At 65.5% G+C, this 23,667-nt stretch carries 16 protein-coding genes; 14 read left to right on the forward strand and 2 right to left on the reverse strand.

The window, feature by feature from the left end; genetic code table 11:
• The first annotated feature begins 18 nt into the window (after positions 1 to 18).
• Both ASN89_RS03225 and ASN89_RS03230 read left to right on the forward strand, forming a co-directional pair.
• Positions 19 to 2,817 carry a TonB-dependent receptor gene (locus tag ASN89_RS03225; protein ID WP_058048251.1) on the forward strand — a complete coding sequence of 933 codons (2,799 nt, stop codon included), beginning with the start codon at positions 19 to 21 and terminating at the stop codon, positions 2,815 to 2,817.
• A gap of 162 nt (positions 2,818 to 2,979) precedes the next feature.
• Positions 2,980 to 4,233 carry a cyanophycinase gene (locus ASN89_RS03230; protein ID WP_058048252.1) on the forward strand — a complete coding sequence of 418 codons (1,254 nt, stop codon included), beginning with the start codon at positions 2,980 to 2,982 and terminating at the stop codon, positions 4,231 to 4,233.
• Here the strand turns inward: ASN89_RS03230 and ASN89_RS03235 are convergent.
• Entirely contained in the window at positions 4,224 to 5,438 is a 1,215-nt protein-coding gene (locus tag ASN89_RS03235) for a DUF418 domain-containing protein (RefSeq protein ID WP_235501834.1), read from the reverse strand. The genes ASN89_RS03230 and ASN89_RS03235 overlap by 10 nt on opposite strands.
• 8 nt (positions 5,439 to 5,446) lie before the next feature.
• Positions 5,447 to 6,049, reverse strand: a complete 603-nt coding sequence (locus ASN89_RS03240; protein WP_058048253.1) for a TetR/AcrR family transcriptional regulator — start codon at positions 6,047 to 6,049, stop codon at positions 5,447 to 5,449.
• Between the two features lie 210 nt (positions 6,050 to 6,259).
• Here ASN89_RS03240 and ASN89_RS03245 point away from each other — a divergent pair, with 210 nt between their 5' ends.
• From ASN89_RS03245 to ASN89_RS28000, 12 genes are all read left to right on the forward strand, one after another.
• On the forward strand, positions 6,260 to 7,702 hold the full coding sequence (locus tag ASN89_RS03245) for an IgA Peptidase M64 (RefSeq protein WP_058048254.1): 1,443 nt from the start codon (positions 6,260 to 6,262) through the stop codon (positions 7,700 to 7,702).
• 427 nt (positions 7,703 to 8,129) lie between these two features.
• Positions 8,130 to 8,315, forward strand: coding sequence for a hypothetical protein (locus ASN89_RS28520; protein ID WP_046684276.1), 186 nt, complete (start codon positions 8,130 to 8,132; stop codon positions 8,313 to 8,315).
• Positions 8,312 to 9,094: an enoyl-ACP reductase FabI gene (gene fabI, locus ASN89_RS03250; protein ID WP_200968967.1), complete on the forward strand. Its 783-nt coding sequence runs from the start codon at positions 8,312 to 8,314 to the stop codon at positions 9,092 to 9,094. The genes ASN89_RS28520 and fabI overlap by 4 nt, the downstream gene beginning before the upstream one ends.
• A gap of 10 nt (positions 9,095 to 9,104) precedes the next feature.
• Positions 9,105 to 10,553 (forward strand): efflux transporter outer membrane subunit, encoded by a 1,449-nt coding sequence (locus ASN89_RS03255; protein WP_058048255.1) that lies wholly within the window; start codon positions 9,105 to 9,107, stop codon positions 10,551 to 10,553.
• Between the two features lie 18 nt (positions 10,554 to 10,571).
• Entirely contained in the window at positions 10,572 to 11,645 is a 1,074-nt protein-coding gene (locus tag ASN89_RS03260) for an HlyD family secretion protein (protein ID WP_058048256.1), read from the forward strand.
• Positions 11,642 to 14,389 (forward strand): ribosome-associated ATPase/putative transporter RbbA, encoded by a 2,748-nt coding sequence (gene rbbA, locus ASN89_RS03265; RefSeq protein WP_058048257.1) that lies wholly within the window; start codon positions 11,642 to 11,644, stop codon positions 14,387 to 14,389. The genes ASN89_RS03260 and rbbA overlap by 4 nt, the downstream gene beginning before the upstream one ends.
• Position 14,390: 1 nt before the next feature.
• The gene (locus ASN89_RS03270; protein ID WP_058048258.1) at positions 14,391 to 15,515 is read left to right on the forward strand and encodes an ABC transporter permease; all 1,125 of its coding nucleotides are present in this window, start codon (positions 14,391 to 14,393) and stop codon (positions 15,513 to 15,515) included.
• 48 nt (positions 15,516 to 15,563) lie between these two features.
• On the forward strand, positions 15,564 to 17,828 hold the full coding sequence (locus ASN89_RS03275) for a DUF3141 domain-containing protein (RefSeq protein ID WP_058048259.1): 2,265 nt from the start codon (positions 15,564 to 15,566) through the stop codon (positions 17,826 to 17,828).
• Positions 17,829 to 17,837: 9 nt separating this feature from the next.
• Positions 17,838 to 19,253, forward strand: coding sequence for a bifunctional enoyl-CoA hydratase/phosphate acetyltransferase (locus tag ASN89_RS03280; protein WP_058048260.1), 1,416 nt, complete (start codon positions 17,838 to 17,840; stop codon positions 19,251 to 19,253).
• Positions 19,250 to 20,467 (forward strand): acetate/propionate family kinase, encoded by a 1,218-nt coding sequence (locus tag ASN89_RS03285; protein WP_058048261.1) that lies wholly within the window; start codon positions 19,250 to 19,252, stop codon positions 20,465 to 20,467. Before ASN89_RS03280 ends, ASN89_RS03285 begins: the two co-directional genes overlap by 4 nt.
• 214 nt (positions 20,468 to 20,681) lie before the next feature.
• Positions 20,682 to 21,158, forward strand: coding sequence for a hypothetical protein (locus ASN89_RS03290; RefSeq protein ID WP_058048262.1), 477 nt, complete (start codon positions 20,682 to 20,684; stop codon positions 21,156 to 21,158).
• A 165-nt stretch (positions 21,159 to 21,323) separates the two neighbouring features.
• Complete coding sequence (locus tag ASN89_RS28000; RefSeq protein WP_200968959.1) at positions 21,324 to 23,654, forward strand: M43 family zinc metalloprotease; 2,331 nt, start codon at positions 21,324 to 21,326, stop codon at positions 23,652 to 23,654.
• Positions 23,655 to 23,667: the final 13 nt, after the last annotated feature.

Here is a 23,667-nt window from a genome sequence, read left to right on the forward strand (position 1 = left end):
CATCCGGGGAGAATGACAATGCAAATGAAAAGACAGGAGGGCGGCTCCTTGCCGCGCGAGTCGGTGCTGGCGCAAGGCGTGCGCCTCGCGCTGGGCACCTTGAGCGTGTCGGCGGCGCTGGGCATGCTGGCCGGCGGCGCGCAGGCACAAGAGCAGGCGCAGGCGCAGGATGGCGAACCTGCGCCGAAAAAAATGCAGCGTGTGGAGATCACGGGTTCGGCCATCAAGCGCTTGGAGTCGGAGACGGCGCTGCCCGTGCAGATCATCACGCGCGCCGAGATCGAAAAGGCGGGCGTGACGACGGCGGCCGAGCTGATGGCGCGCGTGTCGGCCAACGTGGGCGGCCTGACGGACGGCGCCAGCATCAACGTGGGCGGCGACCAGCGCGGCTTCAACAGCGCCAACCTGCGCGGCGTGGGCACCTCGTCGACCCTGGTGCTGCTCAATGGCCGGCGCATGGCCAACTTTGCCTCGCCCGGCGACGATGCGGGCGTGGACTTGAATAACATTCCCGCCGCCGCCCTGCAGCGCGTGGAAGTGCTGCTCGACGGCGCTTCGGCCCTGTACGGCACGGACGCCATCGGCGGCGTCATCAATTTCATTACGCGCAAGGATTACCAGGGCGTGGAGCTGAACGTCTATGGCAGCCGCACCGATGAAGGCGGCGCGGGCAAACGCACGGCCAGCATCACGGCCGGCACGGGCGACCTGGCCACGGATGGCTACAATATCTTTGCCGTGGTCGACCTGCAAAAAACGGACCGCCTGCGCTCCTCGCAGCGCAAGTTCATCCCGAACCTGCAGATTCCGCAGCGCCTCGGGCATTTGCTGTCGAACTTTACCAGCCCGGCGAATATCCGTCTGTCCAGCGCCCAGCGCGATCACCTGCAGGACAATGGTTTCCTGCTCAATGGCCAGCCGATCACCAACCGCCAGATCAATTTTGGTATCCCGAACTGCGCGCCGCCGGCCAATCTGTACCTGCCGGCGGGCACGGGTGGCGTCGATGCCTGCACCTACGACTACATGGGCGACACGGAGCTGTATCCGAAGACGGACAAGCAGAATCTGCTCACGCGCGGCGTGCTGAAACTGAATAACGATCACCAGCTGTACGCGGAAGTGGCGCTGAGCCGCTCGCGCAGCCATTACGTGGGCTCGTCGGCGCGCGTGACCGGTTTTCTTGATTACAGCAAGGTGCCGCAGCTGGCCAATGCGGGCTTCGATACGCTGCTCGATGACGATGGCAAGCAGGTGGAGCGTGAACTGGAGCTGCGCATGCGCCTGAACGAGGCGGGCATGCGCACCAGCCAGCTGACCAGCGAAAGCCAGCGCTTCGTGGTGGGCGCCACCGGCACGCTCGCCGGCTGGGATTACGACGTGGGCTTCAATCACAGCGTCAACGTCGTCAAGGACCGCGATACGCATGGCTACGTCCTGTACGACAAGCTGATCGAAGGGATCGCCGCCGGCGACATCAACCCGTTCGGGCCCTCCGGCGCAAAAGGCCGGGCGCTGCTCGACAGCATCCAGATCGACGACGAGGTGCGCCATGCGCGCGGCACCATGGATGGCGTGGACTTCAAGGCCTCGCGCGCGCTGATGGCCATGGGCGGGGGCGACATGGCGCTGGCCGTGGGCGGCGAAGTGCGGCGCGAACGCACCGAGTTCCGTCCATCGGCACTGCTGATGAGCGACAACATCAACAACGATGCGGCGCCGGAAGGCGGCAAGGGCACCAGCGACAGCCGCAACGTACAAGCCGTCTACGGCGAATTGCTGCTGCCGTTTACCAGGCAATGGCAGGCGCAGTTGTCTGGCCGCTACGACCATTACGAGCAGGTGGGCGGCGCCCTCAGTCCCAAGGTGGGCCTGACCTACATGCCCAGCAAGCAGGTGCTGCTGCGGGCCTCCGCCGGCAAGGGCTTCCGCGCGCCGTCCATGTCGGACTTGCACCGCCCCACCGTCTACAGCAGTACGGCGACCTTGCCCGATCCCGTGCTGTGCGCCACCGTGGAAAACAATTATGCCGATTGCGCGCAGAACTGGGATACGCGCCGCTACAGCAACGACAAGCTGAAACCGGAACGCAGCCGCCAGTTTTCGGCCGGCCTGGTGCTCGAACCGAGCCAGCACTGGACCTTCAGCGTCGATTACTGGAACATCAAGCGCACGGACCTGATCAGCGAAATCGGCGACGACATCATCCTGGGCAACCTGGCCAAATATGGCGACCTCGTACACCGCAACGGGGACGATGAAATCGACTACATCGAGCTGCGCAAGGAAAACCGCGGCGCGCAAAAAGCCTCGGGCATCGATATCACGGCCGACCTGCATGGCGTGAAAACGGCATGGGGACGCTTTGGCGGGCACCTGAGCGGCACCTATGTGCTGGACTCGAAAATCCAGACCAGCCCTGGCGACACCTTTGTCAGCAATCTCAATCGTTTCGTCACGGACGGCGTGGTGCAGCGCTGGCGCCACACGATCACCCTCGATTGGGACAACGGCCCGTACTCGGCCAGCCTGTCGAACACCTATTCGAGCGGCTACGCTGACCAGAACTCGGCCATCAACACGGACGACGGCAGCGTCGTCAAACCGAACCGGGTGAAGGCGTACACCTTGTGGGACATGTCGGCGGCTTATGCGGTCAGCCAGCAGTTCAAGCTGCGCGCTGGCATACAGAATCTGTTCAATACCAGCCCGCCGTACTCGAACCAGGCCTACTTTTTCCTGTCCGGCTATGACCCCAGCTACACGGACCCGCGCGGCCGGCGTTTCTATGCGAGCGCCAATTACAGCTTCAAGTAAGCGGTTTTACATAGAAGCGCGGAGATACCGCAACAACGCCGTCATCTGCGGCGGGTAGTATCGTCATTCGGTGGAGTTGGGTTGCAAGCAGCAGTTTTGGCAGCAAGGGCGCGCGCCTGTATCGACAAGTGCGCGCCACTTTCCTTGTATTCGAAAGGCACCATGAAATCATCTTCAAGCCTGTATCACACCTTCCGCGCCGCGCTGCTGTTCGTGCTGGCATTGTGCAGCGTCCATGCCGTGGCGGCACCCGCAGGCAGCGCCATCGGCAGCGCGCCGCAGGGCACCCTCGTCATTATTGGCGGCGGCCTGCGCGCCGACAATGCCGAAGTCTGGCAGCGCATCGTCAAGCTGTCGGGCGGGCCGGGCGCGCGTATCGCCGTGCTGGCATCGGCCGCGATGAACCCGGAAAAATCCGGTGAAAGCATCATCAGGAAACTCAATCAATATGGCGCCGACGCCTTTTTCGTGCCGCTGGCCGTCAAGCTGGCCAATCGCGATTACCGCAAGGCGGCCGAAGACCCCGCCATCGTCGCGCAGATCAAGTCGGCCACCGGCATCTACTTTGCCGGCGGCGACCAGGGGCGCATCACGCAAGCCTTGCTGCGCCCGGACGGCAGCCGCACGGCCGCGCTGGAAGCCATCTGGTCGGTATACCGCAACGGCGGCGTGATCGCCGGTTCCAGCGCCGGCGCTGCCATCATGAGCACGACCATGTTCTACGACGCCAAACCCGTGCTCGACATGCTCAAGATGGGCGTGACGGATGGCCGCGAGATCGCGCCGGGCCTGGGCTTCATCGGCAGCGACGTTTTTGTGGACCAGCATCTGCTGGTGCGCGGGCGCTTTGCCCGCATGATTCCCGTGATGCTGAAAAAAGGCTATCACCTGGGACTGGGCATCGATGAAAACAGCGCCATGGTGGTCGACGCCATGCGCGACGTGGAAGTCATCGGTTACAGCGGCGCGCTGCTGATCGACCTGTCTGGCGCCATCAGCGACCGTGGCGTGAAAAATTTCAATATCAGTAATGCGGCCATCAGCTATCTGGACCGGGGCGACAAATTCAACCTCGTTACGCGCGTGTTTACGCCGTCACCGGACAAGGCAGACAACAAGCTCGATCCGAATCAGCCCGACATGCGCGAACCCGTGTTTACCAACGATATCCTCGGCAACAACGCCGTGCTCGACCTGATGGGCAATTTGATCGACAACGCGCAGCAGGAAGCCATCGGCATCGCCTTTGGCAATCCGCGCGACCCGTACCCGGACCTGGGCTTCGAATTCCGCTTCAGTAAAACCGTCAACAGCGTCGGCTACAGCTCGACCGAGGCGGAAGCGTATTCCGTGCTGAAGTTGCGCCTCGACATCCGCCCGATCCAGCTGCGCCAGCCGCTGTACCGCTACAAGTAAGCGGCGCGCTGGCGCCGCCAGCGCGGCCACGCGGCGATCGTCAGGGCCCGCAGCAGCCATTCGACGGGGCCATAAGCGTGGCCGCGCAGCCACCAGCGGCTCAAAGGCAGCTGCACGCCAAAGATGACGGCGGCCAGCGCCAGGGCGCCCAGCGGCGAGACGCTGCCCATCAACCGCGCGCCGTATGCAAGGAACAGCACGGCGCAGACGGCCGACTGCAGCAGGTAGTTCGACAGGGCCATGCGGCCCGTATCGGCCAGCAGCGCAAACAGCGCGCCGTCGCGCAGGCGCTCGAACAGGGCCAGCGCCAGCGAAAGGTAGGCGCCCGCCAGCAGCGGCGCGGTGGCCAGGCCCACGGCCAGTCCCGCCACCTGCCATGCCTGGCTGTCGCCATACACGGAGGTCCACGCATAGAAGGCGGCGCCGGGCAGGCCCACCAGTGCGCCGGCCCGCAGCAGGCGGCGGCGCAGCGGCAGATAGTCGCTCGCGTGCAGCAGCATTTCGCGCTTGCCGGCGACCAGGCCGCACAGGAACATGGCCAGCGCACACGGCGCCTGCACCAGCAGCAGGACGAGCCAGATGTCACTCAGTTCGCGCAGGTGCTGATGGACGACGGCGGCCGGCGTGGCGCGGTAGGCGGCCAGCGCACTTGCCGCCTTTTGCGCCATCGCCACGGCGTTGTCCGCGGCGTCGCCTGCCGGCTGCAGGCTTTGCAGCCATGCCATGCCTGCCCAGAACGCCACGCAGACGGCGACGAGCATCAACGCCAGCGACAGTGCCTGGCGTTCGCCGCAGCGGTGCAGCGCCAGCAGCACGATGCCCAGCACGGCGTAGGTGGTCAGTATGTCGCCATGAAACAGGAGAACGGCATGCAGGGCGCCTATCCCCCACAGGCCCGCTTGACGGCGCAGCATGCGCGGTACGAACGGCGCACCGGCGCGCGCGGCCGCCTGCAACTGCAGGGTGAAGCTGTAGCCGAACAAAAAGGAAAACAGCAGGTAGAACTTGGTCTCGAACAGGAGGGCGACGAGAAAGTGCGTGGCGCGGTCCACGCCGCCGTGAAAGGCGGGATCGGTCAAGCCCAGGCCGAACCAGGGCGTGGCGAAGGCGCCGATGTTGACGACCAAAATGCCGAACAGGGCGCAGCCGCGCAGGGCGTCGACGTCGGCGATGCGCGCGGGCGGCGTACTCAGTGAGCTGCTCATGGTGGCGCTCATGTCAAAGCAGGGCGCAGGAAGCGCGCCAGTAACAGACGCAGGCTGGCCTGCTGCGCCAGCGGCGCGTAATCGGGATCGACGGCGACCCGGTTGAAGATGCCGTCGATCAGCGCGGCGATCCAGCTGGCCGTTTGCGCGGCGTCCAGCGTGGCGTCCGTCTGGCACTGCGCGGCCGCTTCTTCCAGCAAGGTTTGCAGACCGCCGCGCAGGCTGGCGTCGTTGCGCGCCACCCTGGCCGCGATGTCCGTGTCGCGCATCGCTTCGGCCGCGATGTCCAGCGCCAGTCCCGCAAAATCCGCGTCGGCCGCCAGCGCCAGCACCAGGTCCATGAAGTCGAGCAGGGCGCCGTAGGCATCGGCGCTGCCTTGGACGCCGGCGAAATAGGCTGCCGTCTCGCTGCCTTCCTGGTCGACGATGGCGGCGATGATCGCTTGCTTGGTGGGGAAGTAATGAAACAGGTTACCGGGACTCATGCCCGCCTGCGCACAGATGGCGGCGGTGCTGGTCTGGTGAAAGCCCTTGCGCGCGAAGCAGTGGCGCGCAGCGGCGAGAATGGCGTCGCGGCGCGCCGCATGTTTGTCGGGATCGATGGTGCGCATGGGCTTACCCTTTTAATTAGTAGACTGGTCAATCTAATATAAGCCGATTGCCTTGCCGGGTCAAGCAAATCGCGTGAAATGGCCGCTTTGCACGCCCGCTTCCTGTCGCTACAATGTGCCGCAGCGGTTTTTCCCGCGCCTAGCGGCAGGCCCGCCGATTGTTTGGAAAACCGATCCCTTTACCTGTTTTTCTACCGTTTTAGGAATGACATGCAGCAGACCTCGATTCGATCCTTCCTCTGCGCGCTGGCGCTGGCCGCCGGCATCGTCCCTGCCGCGCAAGCAGCCAGTGCCGCCCAGCCGGCCACCATGCGTCTCGATTACCAGCACAGCGGCAATGCGCTGGGCGAGCATTATGCGGTCGAGCGCGTGCTGGTCGAGCCCCTGCCATGGGCGGGCAACCTGGCGCGTCCCATCGACGACAGCAACCGTGGCAACAATATGCTGGAAGTGGTCGACATCAAGTCGGGAAAGGTGCTGTACTCGCGCGGTTTTTCCACCATCTTCGGCGAGTGGGCCAGTACGGATGAAGCGAAAACCACCACGCGCGCCTTCCAGGAGTCCGTGCGCTTCCCGCAGCCCGAGCAGCCCGTACGCGTGCGCATCCTCAAGCGCGACGAGCGCGGCCTGTTTTCCATTGTATGGAGCACGGACGTCGATCCTGCCGCGCAGGACGTGATCCGCAAGCAGCCGCCGGCGCCCGTCAAGCCGATCCCGATCCGCATCAGCGGTCCATCGTCCGGCAAGGTCGACCTCTTGATCATGGGCGACGGCTATACGGCGGCGGAAATGGGCAAGTTCGAAGCGACGGCGCGCAAGCTGGCCGAGCATCTTTTCACGGTGTCGCCGTTCCGCGAGCGGGCCAATGACTTCAATGTATGGGCCATGGCCGCGCCCACGCAGGAGTCGGGCGTGTCGCGCCCATCGACGGGCGTGCACCACGCTTCGCCACTGGGCACGCGCTACGACATCTTCGGCAGCGAGCGTTATGTGTTGACGACGGACAACCGCGCGCTGCGCGACCTGGCGCAGTACGCGCCGTACGAATTCATCGAAATCCTCGTCAATAACGATACCTACGGCGGCGGCGGCATCTTCGGCCAGTTCAGCACGGCGGCGGCGAACAATGACTGGGCCAATTACCTGTTCGTGCATGAATTCGGCCACCATTTCGCCGGCCTGGCCGACGAGTACTACACTTCGCCCGTGGCCTATCAGTCGAATGGCGAACGCCAGGAACCGTGGGAGCCGAACGCCACGGCGCTGCGCGATCCGGCCAAGCTGAAATGGAAGAGCCATGTGACGGCTGGCACGCCGCTGCCGACGCCATGGCCGAAGGAAGCGTACGACAGCCATGCGCGCGAATACCAGAAACAGCGCGCGGCCCTGCGCGCGGCCAACCGCCCGGAAAGTGAAATGAGCGGCTTGTTCAAGGCCGACCTGGCGTACACGCAGCAGCTGTTCTCGAAGGCGCCGCAGCGCCATGCGGTGGGCGCCTTCGAAGGCGCCCACTACGAGTCGTCCGGCTACTACCGGCCCGAAATGCAATGCATCATGTTCGATCGCAGCGAAACGTTCTGCTCCGTATGCCAGGACGGCATCAGCACCATCATCGACCTGTATTCGCGTCCCGCCCCGGTGGCGGAGAAATAAGGCTGCTCTGTCGTTTTAGTAAAGCATGGTGGGCCATGTTGCATCGCAATAGCATGGCCCCCATTTTTGCCCGTTCCCGCCTGGCGCCTCGTGCCAGGTCGCCCCACCGCTTGTTTTCCAGGCAATCTCTCCTTCTTTTGCACGGCCGCTTTTCTGTGTGCCAGCCCCACGATGTTATCAAACAAGCACCGCGATTCGCTTGCTTGTCAATTAGTTCATTTAAATAATATTGATGTAGAATTTGATGTATATCAATGTTGCATTGCCGCAATCGCACTTATAGTTGACCTAGCTCAAAACGATAAGCATGCGGACCGGACTCATCGCGAATCACGTATCTAAATGCTGTAGAGTAATTTTCGCCCTGTACCAGTTCCCCGAGAATGCACTGGTGCCGGCCTCGAATTTCAGTCACGGAAGCCGATTCATGAAGATGCAGACCCCCGCGCCTGACGCGTGCAGTACCCTCCATCCCCACACTCCGATTGCCTTGCCGTATGCGCGCGCCGGCGGCGTTACGCTGGCCATGTGCGCCGCCGCCATGCGCGCCGGTGCCGTGCGTAGCGTGCAGGCGGCTACGCCGTGGCCCGCCCTGCGTCCGGTCCCGGCATGACGGCCCCCTTGCCGCACCTGCCCTTGCAGGGCAAGCGGGGGCTGGTGGTGGGCATCGCCAATGCGCAAAGCATCGCTTGGGGCTGTGCCAGCGCCCTGCGCGCGGCCGGCGCCGAACTGGCCGTCACCTGGCTCAATGACAAGGCCAGGCCGCACGTGGAACCGCTGGCGCTGCAAGTGCAGGCGTCCATCATGGCGCCGCTCGACGTGGCCGTGCCGGGTCAATTGGAAGCGCTGTTTGCGCAGATCGAACGGCAGTGGGGGCGCATCGACTTCGTCGTCCATTCCATCGCCTATGCGCCAAAACACGACCTGCATGGCCGCGTGACGGACAGTTCGGCCGACGGCTTTGCGCAGGCGATGGATGTCTCTTGCCACTCCTTCATGCGCATGGCGAAACTGGCCGAACCGCTGATGCCGGACGGCGGCAGTTTGATGACCATGAGTTATCTGGGCGCCGAGGAAGTCATCGCCGACTACGGCCTGATGGGGCCCGTGAAGGCGGCGCTGGAAGCATCCGTGCGTTACCTGGCCGCCGAACTGGGGCCGCAAGGCATCAGAGTCAACGCCATTTCTCCTGGCCCACTGGAGACGCGGGCCGCTTCCGGCATCGCCCATTTCGACCGCCTGATGGCCGACGCCATCGAACGTTCGCCCATGCGCCGCTTGGCCACCATCGAGGACGTGGGCGCGCTGTGCGCCTTCCTCGCCGGCGACGGCGCCCGCGCGATTACGGGCGGCACACTGTACGTCGATGGCGGCTACAACATTCTGAATTGACTGGAAGATGATGACCATGGCTGTTTTCACTTTGCCGCACCGCGCCATGCTGGCCGCGCTGGCAACCACGCTGTCCCTGGCCGGCTGCGCCTCGATGGCGCCGCCGTATGCGCCGCCGCCGCTGCCCGTGGCGGCGCAGTATCCGGAAAGCGATCCGGCCGGCGCGCATGCGCCCGACGTCGCCTGGCAAAGCTACTTTGCCGATCCGCGCCTGCAGGCGCTGATTGCGCAGGCGCTGGCCAGCAACCGCGACATCCGCATCGCCGCCTTGCGCGTGGAAGAGGCGCGCGCCGCGTATGGCATCCAGCGCGCGGAGCAATTTCCCACCATCGCGCTGGGCGCCTCGGGCAGCCGCGCACGTGTGCCCGGCGACCTGAGTCCGACGGGCCGCGCCATGACGAGCGCGCAGTACCAGGCGGGCTTGAACGTGAGCGCCTGGGAACTCGATTTCTGGGGCAGGGTGCGCAGCCTGAAAGACAGCGCTCTGCAAACCCTGCTGGCCAGCGACGAGGCGCGCCGCGCCGTCGGCGTGGCCCTGGTGGCGCAGGTGGCCAACGGCTACCTGGGCTTGCGCGAACTCGACGAAAGGGTGGAACTGGCGCGCGCCACCGTCGACAGCCGCGCAGAATCGCTGCGCATCTTCACGCGCCGTTTTGAAGTCGGGTCGATTTCCAAGCTGGACCTGACGCAGGTGGAAACCCTGCTCAGCCAGGCCCTCTCGCTGTCGGCCCAGCTGGAACAGGCGCGCGCCGTGCAGGCGCACGCGCTGGCCCAACTGGTGGGCGGCCCCGTCGATCTGACGCCGGTGGCCGGTGAGGTGCGCCGCTTCGACGACGCCAGCGTGCTGCAGCCGCTGCATGCGGGCTTGCCTTCGTCCCTGCTGGCGCAGCGTCCCGACCTGATCGCGGCCGAACACCAGTTGCGCGCCGCGCAAGCCAATATCGGCGCCGCGCGCGCCGCCTTCTTCCCGACGATTTCGCTGACGGCCGCCTATGGCACGGCCAGCGCGGAATTGAACGGTTTGTTCGATTCGGGCAGCGGCGCCTGGAATCTCGCGCCGCGCCTGGTGCTGCCGATCTTTGATGCGGGCCGCCTGCGCGCCAATATGGATCTGGCCGAGGTGCGCCGCGACATGGCCGTGGCCAATTATGAAAAAAGCGTGCAGGGCGCCTTCCGCGAAGTGGCCGACGCGCTGTCGAACCGGCGCTGGCTGGCGCTGCAGGTCGACATCGGCAAGACGACCCTGGCCGCGCAAAGCGAACGGGCGCGTCTGGCCAAGCTGCGCTACGACAATGGCGCCGCGCCCTACCTGGAAGTGCTCGATGCGCAGCGCGACTTGCTGACGGTCGAGCAGCAGCTGGTGCAGACGCGCCGCGCGCTGCTCTCGAGCCAGGTCAGCCTGTATGCGGCCCTGGGCGGCGGCGCGCCCGTCGCTTCCGCCGCCGCTTCCACCCACTAATTTGATCGCCCCGATACCATGAATGCTCAACTGAAGAAAAAACTCATCCCCGCGGCGCTCGTCGCGGCCGTTCTCGTGCTGGGGTATGTGGCCTGGCAAAAAATGCGTCCCACGGGCCCCGGCGAAGGTTTTGTCAGCGGCAATGGCCGCATCGAAGCAACGGAAATCGACGTCGCCACCAAGCTGGCCGGCAGGGTCAAGGAGATCCTCGTGCGCGAGGGCGACTTCGTCAAGGCGGGCCAGCCGCTGGCCACCATGCAGGTGGACTCGCTGGCGGCCCAGCGCGACGAGGCCCGTGCGCGCCAGCAGCAGGCATCCGATGCGGTGGTCGGCGCGCAGGCGCAGGTGGCCGTGCGCGAGAGCGACAAGGCGGCCGCGCTGGCCATGGTGGCGCAGCGCGAAAGCGAACTCGATGCGGCCAAGCGCCGCCTGGCCCGTTCCGACATCCTGTCGAAAGAGGGCGCGTCTTCGGTGCAGGAACTCGACGACGACCGCGCCCGCGTGCGCAGCGTGGCCGCCGCCCTGAATGCGGCCAGGGCGCAGGTGACGGCGGCGCAGGCTGCCATCGACGCGGCAAAAGCGCAGGTGGTCGGCTCGCGTTCCGCCGTCGTGGCGGCCGAGGCGACGACGGCGCGCATCGATGCAGACCTGGCCGATGGCCAGCTGGCGGCGCCGCGCGACGGCCGCGTGCAATACCTGGTGGCGCAGCAGGGCGAAGTATTGGCCGGCGGCGGCAAGGTGCTCAACCTGGTCGACCTGTCGGACGTCTACATGACCTTCTTCCTGCCCGAGACGGCGGCCGGCAAGGTGGCGCTGGGCGGCGAAGTGCGCATCATCCTCGATGCGGCGCCCCAGTACGTGATACCGGCGACGATCTCGTTCGTCGCCGCCAGCGCGCAGTTCACGCCGAAGACGGTGGAAACGGCCAGCGAACGCCAGAAACTGATGTTCCGCGTGAAGGCGCAGATCAGTCGCGAACTGCTGCAAAAGCATCTGGCGCTGGTGAAAGTAGGCTTGCCCGGCGTGGCCTGGGTGCGTCTCGATGCGAAGCAGGCTTGGCCCGCTGAACTGACGGCGAAGGTTCCGCAGTGACTGTGGCTTCCACTTCCCCTGTCGTCAGCATCCGCGGCGTCAGCCAGCATTACGGCAAGACGGTGGCGCTGGCCGGCATCGACCTCGACGTGCCGGCCGGCCGCATGGTGGGCTTGATCGGTCCCGATGGCGTGGGCAAATCGAGTCTGCTGTCGCTGGTGGCCGGCGCGCGCGCCGTGCAGCAGGGCAGCGTGATGGCGCTGGGCGGCGACATGCGCGATGCGCGCCACCGCGACGACGTCTGCCCCCGCATTGCCTACATGCCGCAAGGCCTGGGCAAGAATCTGTATCCGACCCTGTCGGTCGAGGAAAACCTGCAGTTTTTCGCGCGCCTGTTCGGCCACGACGCGGCCGAACGCCGCCGCCGCATCGACCAGCTGACCCGCAGCACGGGCTTGCAGCCGTTCCTCACGCGCCCGGCGGGCAAGCTGTCGGGCGGCATGAAGCAGAAGCTGGGCCTGTGCTGCGCGCTGATCCACGATCCCGACCTGCTGATTCTCGACGAGCCGACCACCGGCGTCGATCCGCTGGCGCGCGCCCAGTTCTGGGACCTGATCGCCGGCATCCGCGTGCAGCGCCCGCAAATGAGCGTGATGGTGGCCACCGCCTACATGGACGAAGCGCAGCGCTTCGACTGGTTGGTGGCCATGGACGACGGTAAGGTGCTCGACACGGGCACGCCGGCCGAACTGCTGGCGCGCACGGACAGCGGCAACCTGGAAGCGGCCTTCATCAAGCTGCTGCCAGAAGCGAAGCGGGCGGGCCACCAGCCCGTCGTCATTACCCCGCTGGACGCCGCCAGCGCGCAGGACGTCGCCATCGAAGCGCAAGACCTGACCATGCGCTTCGGCGATTTTACGGCCGTCGATCATGTGAATTTCCGCATCGGTCGCGGCGAAATCTTCGGTTTTCTCGGCTCGAACGGCTGCGGCAAGTCGACCACCATGAAGATGCTCACGGGCTTGCTGCCGGCCACGGAAGGCAAGGCCTGGCTGTTCGGCAAGCAGGTCGATTCCAGCGATATCGACACGCGCCGCCGGGTCGGCTACATGTCGCAGGCGTTCTCGCTGTACAGCGAACTGACGGTGCGCCAGAACCTCGTGTTGCACGCGCGCCTGTTCCACGTGCCAGAGGGCGAGATACCTGCGCGCATCGACGAGATGGCGCAGCGCTTCGACTTGCGCGCGGTGATGGACGACTTGCCCGACAGCCTGCCGCTGGGCATACGCCAGCGCTTGTCGCTGGCCGTGGCCATGGTGCACAAGCCGGAAATGCTGATCCTTGACGAGCCCACGTCCGGCGTCGACCCCATCGCACGCGACAATTTCTGGCGCCTGATGATCGAGCTGGCGCGGCGCGACCACGTCACCATTTTCATTTCCACCCACTTCATGAACGAGGCCGAGCGCTGCGACCGCATCTCGCTGATGCATGCGGGGAAAGTGCTGGTCAGCGATGCGCCGGCCGAACTGGTGCGCAAGAAGGGCGCGCCTTCGCTGGAAGCGGCTTTCATCGCCTACCTGGAAGAGGCGGGCGGCGGCACGGCAGCGGCGGCAGTGGAGGACACACCGGCGCGGGAAGCTGCAGTTCAGGCGCCGCAGCAGGAACACCGGCGCAGCCGCTTCAGCCTGGGCCGCATGCTCAGCTACATGTGGCGCGAGACGCTGGAATTGCGCCGCGATCCCGTGCGCCTGACCCTGGCGCTGGGTGGCTCCGTGCTGCTGCTGTTCGTCATCGGCTTCGGCATCAGCCTCGATGTGGAAGACTTGAGTTACGCGGTGCTCGACCACGACCAGACCACGTTGAGCCAGAATTACACGAACAACCTGGCCGGCTCGCGCTATTTCATCGAGCGAGCACCCCTGCGCGACTACGCCGATATCGACAAGCGCATGCGCAGCGGTGAACTGTCGCTGGCCATCGAAATCCCGCCCGGCTTCGCGCGCGACGTGCAGCGCGGCGCTCCCGCCCAGGTGGGCGCGTGGATCGACGGCGCCATGCCGATGCGCGCGGAAACCGTGCAAGGCTACGTGCAGGGCATGCACCAGCTGTGGCTGGCGGACCAGGCCCTGCACCGCTATGGCGTCACAATGAGCAATCCCGTCGCCATCCAGACGCGCTTTCGCTACAACCCCGACGTGAAAAGCCTGCCCGCCATGGTGCCGGCCGTGATTCCCTTGCTGCTGCTGATGCTGCCGGCCATGCTGGCGGCGCTGTCCGTCGTGCGCGAAAAGGAACTGGGGTCCATCATCAACCTGTACGTGACGCCCGTCACGCGCCTGGAATTCTTGCTCGGCAAGCAGGTGCCGTATGTGGCGCTGGCCATGTTCAACTTCCTTCTCATGGCGCTGCTGGCCGTCACCGCCTTTGGCGTGCCGGTCAAGGGCAGCCTGGCGGCCCTGATCGGCGCCACCTTCATCTTCAATATCTGCGCCACCGGCATCGGCCTGTTCGCCTCGACGTTTACGCGCAGCCAGATCGCGGCCCTGTTCGTGACCATGATCGGCACCATGATCCCGGCCATCCAGTTTTCCGGCCTGCTCAACCCCGTCTCGTCGATGGAGGGCGTGGGCAAAGCCATCGGCCTGATGTACCCGGCCACGCACATGCTCAATATCAGCCGGGGCGTGTTCAACAAGGCGCTGGGGTTGGGCGACCTGCACGCCTCGTTCTGGCCGTTGATCGTGGCGATACCCGTGATCCTCGGCGTGACCGTGGCGCTGTTGAAGAAGCAGGAGAGTTGACATGCGCCACCTTGAAAATATCTACCGCCTGGGCGTGAAGGAAATCTGGAGCCTGATCCGCGATCCGATGATGCTGATCCTGATCCTCTACACGTTCACTTTGGCGATCTACGTGGCCGCCACGGCCAAGCCGGAAACCCTGCACATGGCGTCGATCGCCATCGTCGACGAGGATGGCTCGCCCCTGTCCGGGCGCATCGCCTCGGCCTTCTTCCCGCCCCAGTTCACGCCGCCGGCCATGATCAACCAGAGCCAGGTCGACGCGGGCCTGGACGCGGGCCAGTACACCTTCGTGCTGACGATCCCGCCCAAGCTGCAGGCCGACGTGCTGGGCGGACGCCAGGCGGAATTGCAGCTGAACGTGGACGCCACGCGCATGAGCCAGGCCTTCAGCGGCAGCGGCTACATCCAGCAGATCGTCGCCGGCGAAATATCGGAATTCGCCAAGCGCTACCGGGGCGCAACCGTCTCGCCCGTGGAGCTGGTGATGCGCGCGCGCTTCAATCCGTCGCTGAGCCAGGCCTGGTTTGGCTCGCTGATGGAGCTCATCAACCAAGTGACGATGCTGTCGATCATCCTCACCGGCGCGGCGCTGATACGCGAACGTGAACACGGCACCATCGAGCACTTGCTGGTGATGCCCGTGACGCCGGCCGAAATCATGCTGGGCAAGGTCTGGTCGATGGGCCTCGTGGTGCTGCTGGCCGCCGCCCTGTCGCTGAACCTCGTGGTGCGCGGCATGCTGCACGTCCCGATCGAGGGCTCGATCGCGCTGTTCCTGTGCGGCGCGGCCCTGCACCTGTTCGCCACGACGTCGATGGGCATTTTCCTCGCCACCGTGGCGCGCAGCATGCCGCAGTTCGGCATGCTCTTGATCCTCGTGCTGCTGCCGCTGCAGATGCTGTCGGGCGGCAGCACGCCGCGCGAAAGCATGCCGCAACTGGTGCAGAACATCATGCTGATCGCCCCGACCACGCATTTCGTCGAATTGAGCCAGGCGATTTTGTACCGGGGCGCCGGCATCGATGTGGTGTGGAAACCGTTCCTGGCCCTGCTGGCCATCGGCACGGCGCTGTTCACGTTTGCCCTTGCCCGTTTTCGCAAGACCATCAGCCAGATGGCGTAGCCCCCGCGCCGGAATGGTCCGGCGTGTGTTTGCATGAAAAGGATAGCCATGAAGACCGAAGCTGCACCATTTTTTTCCGCCGGCGGCTTGCCGTCGCTGGGCGTGCTGGGCGACTATGCGCGCGACTCGTGGCAGCGCATCGTGCTGTACGCGGACGTGATGCGCCGGCGCGGCAACCAGTACCAGGAACACATGGCCGAGGAAGTGCCGAACGTGCTGGACTTCCCCGCCGAACTGGTGATGTCGGGCCTGGAGCTGCCGCGCCCCGTCAACTACGGCCTGGCGCGCATTCTGACGCCCGATGCGCCCGAACCTGATCCATCGAAACGCCCATTCGTCGTCGTCGATCCGCGCGCGGGACACGGTCCCGGCATCGGCGGCTTCAAGGCTGAGAGCGAGATCGGCGTGGCCCTGCGCGCCGGCCATCCATGCTACTTCATCGGCTTCCTGCCCGATCCCGTGCCGGGACAGACGGTGGAAGACGTGATGCACGCCGAGGCGGCCTTCCTGGAAAAAGTCATCGCCCTGCATCCGCTCAGCGAGGGGAAACCCGTCGTCATCGGCAATTGCCAGGCGGGCTGGCAAATCCTCATGACGGCGGCCATGCGCCCGGAATTGTTCGGTCCCATCATCGTGGCCGGCGCGCCCGTCTCGTACTGGGCCGGCTGGCATGGCCGCAATCCGATGCGCTACGCGGGCGGCCTGATGGGCGGTAGCTGGGCCACGGCGCTGGCGGGCGACCTGGGCAACGGCCGCTTCGACGGCGCCAGCCTGGTGCAGAATTTCGAGAAGCTGAACCCGGCCAACACCCTGTGGAGCAAGCAGTACAACTTGTACGCGAACATCGACACGGAAGCGCCCCGTTACCTGGAATTTGAAAAATACTGGGGCGGCCACGTCTTCCTCAACGACGTCGAGATGCAGTACATCGTTGACAATCTGTTTATCGGCAACCGCCTGGCCACGGCCGAATTGATCACCTCCGACGGCGTGCGCCTGGACTTGCGCAATATCCGTTCGCCCATCGTCGTGTTCTGCTCGAACGGCGACAACATCACGCCGCCGCCGCAGGCCCTGGGCTGGATCACGGACCTGTACCGCGACGACAAGGACGTGCTGATGCACGACCAGACCATCGTCTACGCCGTGCATGACAGCATCGGCCACCTGGGCATTTTCGTGTCGGCCAAGGTGGGGCACAAGGAACACCAGAAATTCGCCAGCAATATCGACCTGATCAACCTGCTGCCGGCCGGTATCTACGAAGCGCGGATCGTCGACAAGACGCCCGATACGCCGAACGCGGACCTGGCCAGCGGCGACTACGTGTTGCAGGTCGAGCACCGCGGCATCGACGACGTGCGCGCCATTGTGCAACCGAGCGTGGAAAACGACCGCAAATTCGCCGCCGCCGCGCGCGTGTCCGAGGTGAATCTGGCCCTGTACCGCACGTTTGCGCAGCCGTGGGTGCGCGCCATGGTCACGCCGCAGACGGCGCGCTTCCTGCAGCTCGCGCATCCGCTGCGCGTGTCGTACGAGCGCTGGACGGACCACAATCCGCTGGCCAGGCTGGTGGCCAGGGAAGCGGAAAAAGTGCGCGCCCAGCGTCAGCCGGTGGCGCCCGATAATCCGCTGCTGGCCATGCAGGAGGCCGTCTCCGGCGCCATCATGGCGGGCTTGAACGGCTGGCGCGACTGGCGTGACATGGTGCAGGAAACGACCTTCGACCTGGTGTACGGTTCGCCCCTGGTGCAGGCGCTGACGGGACAAGCCATCGGCGACACGACGCCGCCGCGCCCCCATCCCGGCATCTCGCCCGAGCATTGCGAATACGTGCGCTGCGAAACGCGCAAGATGGACGAGGACATGCAGCGGGGCGGCCTGGTGGAAGCGGCCGTGCGCGCGCTGTTCTACATCTACCGCTTCCGCATGATCGCCGACGAACGCAGGGTCAACCTGGCCCTCAAACTGATCAAGCCGCAATACCGGCAGGATGTCGGCATGGAGGAATTCCGCGCTATCGTGCGCCAGCAGGCACGCCTGATGCTGCATGATTTCGACGCCGCCATCGCCGCCTTGCCGGCCTTGCTGTCGCGCGCCGATCCAGATGACATCGGCGCGCTGGCCGAATGGCTGCAGCAAGTGCTGCAAGTACCCGAAGCGCCGACGCCGGACGAGGAAGCGAGCCTGCTGCAGATGCTGGACGTCTTCGACCGCGCGGTCAAGGCGCAGTCTCCGGCAGTGGGCGCATCTGAAGTCGCACCCCAGTCTGGCCCCAAAGCCAAACCGGCCAAACACATTACCCCTGCATAGAAGACCACGATGACTACTCCTCAAGACGATGATCTGAATATCGTACGCAACCGCACCTTCGACCAGATCGCCGTCGGCGACACGGCCAGCATCACGCGCACCCTGAGCATGGACGATATCGCCCTGTTCGCGGTGATGTCGGGCGATGACAACCCGCAGCACCTCGATACGGAATTTGCCGCCGCCACCCGCTACGAGGGCGTGATCGCCCACGGCATGTGGGGCGCGGCCCTCATTTCCGCCGTGCTGGGCACGCGCCTGCCCGGCGCCGGCACCGTCTACACGGGCCAGACCTTGCGCTTTTTGCAGCCCGTGCGCGTGGGCGATACCCTGGCCATCAGCGTCACCGTCACGGCGCTCGAGCCGCGCAACCGCCACGTGACCCTCGCTTGCCGCTGCGTCAACCAGCATGGTGCCGTGGTGCTCGATGGCGAGGCGCAGGTGATCGCGCCGGCCGAGCAGATCGAACGGGCGCGCGCCACCTTGCCCGAAGTGCGCCTGCATAACGGCGACGGCACGCGGCGCCTGCTCGAGCACGCGCGCACCCTGGGCCCGATCAGGGTGGCCGTGATCCACCCTTGCGATGAACTGAGCCTGTCAGGCGCGCTTGACGCCTACGCGGCCGGCCTGATCACGCCCGTGCTGGTGGCGCCGCGCGCGCGCCTGGAAGCCGTGGCGCTGGAAGCGGGGCTGAGCCTGGATGGCATCGCCATCGAGGACGTCGAACATAGCCATGCCGCCGCCGCGCGCGGCGCCGAACTGGCGGGCAAGGGCGAAGTGGAAGCCTTGATGAAGGGCAGCCTGCACACGGATGAACTGATGTCGGCCGTGCTGTCGGCCAGCGCCGGCCTGCGCACCAAGCGCCGCATCAGCCACTGCTTCCTGATGCAGACGCCCGCGTATCCGCGCCCCTTCATCATCACGGATGCGGCCATCAATATCGCGCCGAACCTGGCCATGAAGGCCGACATCGTACGCAACGCCATCGACCTGGCGCACGTGATCGGCGTAGCCTGCCCGCGCGTTGCCATCCTGGCCGCCGTGGAAACGGTGAATGCGGACATGCCGGCGACCCTGGACGCGGCCGCCCTGTGCAAGATGGCCGACCGTGGCCAGATCACGGGCGCGATCCTCGACGGCCCGCTGGCTTTTGATAACGCCGTGTCGATCGCCGCCGCCACCGTCAAAGGCATCGTCTCGGAAGTGGCGGGTCGTGCCGACATCTTGCTCGTGCCCGACCTGGAAAGCGGCAACATGCTGGCCAAGCAGCTCGAATACATGGGCGACGCGGACAGCGCCGGCATCGTGCTGGGCGCGAAAATTCCCGTCATCCTCACCAGCCGCGCCGACTCGCGCGCCAGCCGCATCGCCTCGTGCGCCATCGCCGTGATGCTGGCCAAGCATTACCGGAGCACGCCGCCATGAACGCAGCAGTCCAACATGCCGATGTCACCCTGATCCTGGTGCTCAATTGCGGCTCGTCGAGCATCAAGTTCGCCCTGTTCGAGCAGGCGGGCGGCGTGCTGCCGCAGCAGGCGCAATGGAGCGGCAAGGTCGAAGGCATCGGCCGTGAAAACGCCACGTACCGCGCCGGCGGCCTGCCGGCAGTCGCCTTGCAGCTCGATGCGACGCAGCCGCATCACGCGGCCCTCGAATACATCCGCGCGCAAGTCGTGGCGCAGCTGGATGGGCGCCCGCTGCGCGCCGTGGCGCACCGCGTGGTGCACGGCGGCAGCAAGTATTTCGCCCCCGTGCGCATCGATTTCACCGTGCTGGCCGACCTGAAAAGTTATGTGCCGCTGGCGCCCCTGCACCAGCCGTTCGCGCTGGAGGCGATCGAGGTGCTGCTCGAATCGCGCCCCGACATCGCCCAGGTGGCGTGCTTCGACACGGCCTTCCACCACACGGTGCCGCAGGTCGAGCAGATGCTGGCCCTGCCTTACGACGCGTGGGAGCGGGGCTTGCGCCGCTATGGCTTCCACGGTCTGTCGTACGAATACCAGTCGCTGGTGCTGGAGCAGCGCTTCGGTCCAGTCGCGCGCGGCAAGGTCATCGTGGCCCACCTCGGCAGCGGCGCCAGCCTGTGCGCCATGGACAATTTGCACAGCGTGGCCACCACCATGGGTTTTTCCGCGCTCGACGGCCTGATGATGGGCACGCGCTGCGGTTCGCTCGATCCGGGCGCCGTCATCTACCTGATGGAGATCGAAAAGCTGTCGCTGGAAAAAGTGGCGCACGTGCTGTACCACGAGTCGGGCTTGCTGGGCGTGTCGGGCGTGTCGGCCGACCCGCCGGTGTTGCTGGCGCAGCAGGACCGGCAGGATGCCACGGGCGAGCGCATCCGCGCTGCGCTGGCTTTGTATATCCGCCGCATCGTGCGCGAAATCGGCGCCCTGACGGCCGTGCTGGGGGGGCTGGACATGCTGGTGTTTACGGCCGGTATCGGCGAGCACAGCGCCGAGCTGCGCCAGCGCATCTGCGACGAGCTGGGGTTTATCGGCCCCGTGCTCGACGGGGAGGCGAATGCGCGTAACGCCAGCCGCATTTCCACCGATGCCAGCCGCATCGTGGTGGGCGTGGAGCCGGCCAACGAGGAGTGGGTGGCTGCCCGCCACGCGGCCCTGGCCGTGGGCGCATGAGGATATGAGGCCTGCATCGCACCCAATGGGGAATTTGCCGAATTGCACATATTTTCCGTTGAGTGCGCTAACGCACTGTGTGGTTTGCCAGATATCTTTACTATGAAGTCATGCCATTGCGCTACATCAAGAAACAGCGCGATGCCTGGCAAATTTTGAACATTTTGCCCGCCTTTAGTAAGAATAAAATTAAACCATATTGAAAGGTCTCATCATGAACAAATTACTCGCCACCCTGATCGCTACCCTGTTTGCCACCGCTGCCATCGCGCAAACGGCGCCAGCTACCCCAGCCGTTGCCAGCGCCCAGGCGTCTGCGCAGCATGACATCAACAAGGCTGCCAACAAGGAAGCCAAAGTCGATGCCAAGGCCGACGCCAACGTCGCCAAGGCCGAAATGAAGGCCGACGAAAAGAAAGCCGACGCTCAGCACAAGGCAAATAAAACCAAGGCCAAGGCCCACGATAAAGTGGTCGACGCTGATCCGGAAGACAAGATGAAGGCGCAAGCCAAGGCTGACAAGGCCGCTGCCAAAGCCGATGCGAAATCGCACAAGGCCGCCGTGAATGCGGATGCCAAAGTGGCCAAGGAAAAAGTGGAAGCTAACCAGGATAAAGCCATCGCCGCCACCAAGACGGAAGAAGCCAAGGCCAAGGCCGACGCTGAAGTCAAGGCTGCCGCCGCCAAGTAATGCACCGTTTGCGGGCCACGGCCTGCAAGCCCCCAAAGACAGCTTCGGCTGTCTTTTTTTTCGTCCGCCACTTTTCCCTGGCCCCGCTTGCCAGTCTTGATCTTGCGCAAATGCTCCTCTTTTCGCCGTGCCATAGTGAATTGGCACACAGACGAAGGAGACATCATGAGCACCGTTAAAACGAAAAAAACGCCTGCCACCGGTTCGGCGGAAGGCGCGCCAGCCATGTCCGCCACGCAGTCCATGCCGGTTGAAGGCGACATGCAGGCCGGCGCCGATGCGGCGGGCGGCGACGCCATGCCGGGGCAGCGCCTGGGCGTGTCGTATGCGGACCAGGCGGCGCTCGCCCAGGGCGCGACGGCCGCGAATGGCGGCGACATGCCGGGCGGCGGCATGCAGCAGGCATCGCAGGCCATGGCCGGCGCCAGTTGCATGCAGGTGGGAGGTGGCGGCGGCATGGGGGGCGATGGTGGCGGGAGTGGCGGCATGGGTGGTGATGGAGGACAGGGCGGCGGGCAGGGCGGCGGCACCCCGCAGACGCGCACCTGCGCCACGATGGACGTGCATCGCCGCCTGCTCACAGAAGATCCGGCGTACGCGAACGTGCGCGCCGATATCGAAAACCTGGCCGGACTGTACGAGGGCGACGGCAGCATTGCCGGGCGTGCCGGCGTGACCCACATCCCGGTGGTCGTGCACGTGGTGTGGAATACGGCCGCGCAGAATATCTCGGATGCGCAGGTCGCCAGCCAGATCGATGTGCTCAATCGCGACTTCCGGCGCGTCAATCCGGACGTTAACAGCACGCCGGCGCCGTTCTTGCCGCTGACGGCTGATGCGCGCGTGGAGTTTGCGCTGGCCACGACCGATCCGCATGGCGCGGCCACCAGCGGCATCGAGCGGCGTCAGACGACGGTGGCCTCGTTTGGCGCGGACGATGCCGTCAAGTCGCAGGCGACGGGCGGCATGGATGCCTGGCCGGCCGACAGCTACCTGAATATCTGGGTCTGCCAGCTCGGTGGCGGCTTGCTCGGTTACGCGCAGTTTCCCGGCGGCCCGGCCGCCACCGATGGCGTGGTGATACTGCAATCGGCCTTTGGCACGACGGGCACGGCGGCGCCGCCGTTTCACCTGGGGCGCACGGCCACGCATGAAATCGGCCACTGGCTGAACCTGAACCATATCTGGGGCGACGACGGCACCGGGTGCTCGGGCACGGACAACGTGTCCGACACGCCGAACCAGGGCGGGCCGAACACGGGCCAGCCCTCGTTTCCCCAGGTGTCGTGCAATAACGGGCCGAATGGCGACATGTTCATGAACTACATGGATTACGTCGACGATCCCGCCATGTTCATGTTCACGGCAGGTCAGGTGGCGCGCATGCAGGCTTGCCTCGATGGCCCGCGTGCCAGCATCGGCACGGGCGGGACGGGCGCAGGCGCTACGCCGCGCCAGAGTTCTTCCCCCGTCGTGGCCTGGGGCGCAAGCCGCCTCGACGTCTTCGTGGTGGGCACCGACCGCGCGCTCTTCCACAAGGCCTGGAATGGTACGGCCTGGGCGCCGTCCGTCACCGGCTATGAAGCGCAGGGCGGCATTTGCACCAGTGCGCCGCAGGTGGTGTCGTGGGGGCCGAACCGGCTCGACGTGTTCGTCACGGGCACCGACAGCGGCTTGTTCCACAAATGGTGGAACGGCACGGCCTGGGGACCGTCTCTGACCGGCTATGAAGCGATGGGCGGCCTGTGCGTGGGCGACCCGCGCGCCGTGGCCTGGGGCCCGAACCGCCTCGACGTGTTTGTCGTCGGCACGGACCGCGGCCTGTATCACAAGTGGTGGAACGGGTCCGCCTGGGGGCCATCCTTGACGGGCTATGAAGCCATGGGCGGTCTGTGCCTGGGGCAGCCGGAAGCCGTGGCCTGGGGGCCGAACCGCCTCGATGTCTTCGTCGTCGGCACGGACCGGGCCCTGTACCACAAGTGGTGGGACGGCACGGCCTGGGGACCGTCGCTGACGGGCTATGAACGCCTGGGCGGCATCTGCACCTCGTCGCCGAGGGCCGTGGCGTGGGGACCGAACCGCCTCGACGTCTTCGTCACGGGTACCGACGGCGCGCTGTACCATAAATGGTGGGATGGCGCGAAATGGGGGCCTTCCAACGATGGTTTCGAACGCCTGGGCGGTGTCTGCGTGGGCGAGGTGGAAGCCGTGTCGTGGGCGCCCAACCGGCTCGACCTGTTCGTCATCGGCACGGATAGCGCCCTGTATCACAAGGCGTGGAATGGCACGGCCTGGGCACCGTCCCTGACGGGCTTTGAAAACCTGGGCGGCGTGTGCACCTCGCGTCCGCGCGCCACGGCCTGGGCGCCAAACCGCCTCGACGTCTTTGTCACGGGCACGAATGGCGCCCTGTTCCACAAGGCGTGGAACGGCACGGCCTGGTCGCCCTCCGTGACTGGCTATGAAAACCTGGGCGGCGTGGTATCGTGTTTCTGAGGGAGGGATCGCC

The sequence above is a fragment of the Janthinobacterium sp. Ant5-2-1 genome, from assembly GCF_001445815.1.
In the GTDB taxonomy this organism is placed as follows: Bacteria; Pseudomonadota; Gammaproteobacteria; order Burkholderiales; family Burkholderiaceae_D; genus Janthinobacterium; species Janthinobacterium lividum_E.

Excerpts from the sequence above, each read along its gene's own strand:
- ASN89_RS03280 (WP_058048260.1), top strand. The coding sequence starts at position 17,838 with ATGACTACTCCTCAAGACGATGATCTGAATATCGTACGCAACCGCACC.
- ASN89_RS03270 (WP_058048258.1), top strand. The coding sequence starts at position 14,391 with ATGCGCCACCTTGAAAATATCTACCGCCTGGGCGTGAAGGAAATCTGG.
- ASN89_RS03240 (WP_058048253.1), bottom strand. The coding sequence starts at position 6,049 with ATGCGCACCATCGATCCCGACAAACATGCGGCGCGCCGCGACGCCATT.
- ASN89_RS28520 (WP_046684276.1), top strand. The coding sequence starts at position 8,130 with ATGAAGATGCAGACCCCCGCGCCTGACGCGTGCAGTACCCTCCATCCC.
- ASN89_RS03255 (WP_058048255.1), top strand. The coding sequence starts at position 9,105 with ATGACCATGGCTGTTTTCACTTTGCCGCACCGCGCCATGCTGGCCGCG.
- ASN89_RS03260 (WP_058048256.1), top strand. The coding sequence starts at position 10,572 with ATGAATGCTCAACTGAAGAAAAAACTCATCCCCGCGGCGCTCGTCGCG.
- ASN89_RS03275 (WP_058048259.1), top strand. The coding sequence starts at position 15,564 with ATGAAGACCGAAGCTGCACCATTTTTTTCCGCCGGCGGCTTGCCGTCG.
- ASN89_RS03290 (WP_058048262.1), top strand. The coding sequence starts at position 20,682 with ATGAACAAATTACTCGCCACCCTGATCGCTACCCTGTTTGCCACCGCT.
- ASN89_RS03285 (WP_058048261.1), top strand. The coding sequence starts at position 19,250 with ATGAACGCAGCAGTCCAACATGCCGATGTCACCCTGATCCTGGTGCTC.
- ASN89_RS03230 (WP_058048252.1), top strand. The coding sequence starts at position 2,980 with ATGAAATCATCTTCAAGCCTGTATCACACCTTCCGCGCCGCGCTGCTG.
- ASN89_RS28000 (WP_200968959.1), top strand. The coding sequence starts at position 21,324 with ATGAGCACCGTTAAAACGAAAAAAACGCCTGCCACCGGTTCGGCGGAA.
- fabI (WP_200968967.1), top strand. The coding sequence starts at position 8,312 with ATGACGGCCCCCTTGCCGCACCTGCCCTTGCAGGGCAAGCGGGGGCTG.
- ASN89_RS03225 (WP_058048251.1), top strand. The coding sequence starts at position 19 with ATGCAAATGAAAAGACAGGAGGGCGGCTCCTTGCCGCGCGAGTCGGTG.
- ASN89_RS03235 (WP_235501834.1), bottom strand. The coding sequence starts at position 5,438 with ATGAGCAGCTCACTGAGTACGCCGCCCGCGCGCATCGCCGACGTCGAC.
- ASN89_RS03245 (WP_058048254.1), top strand. The coding sequence starts at position 6,260 with ATGCAGCAGACCTCGATTCGATCCTTCCTCTGCGCGCTGGCGCTGGCC.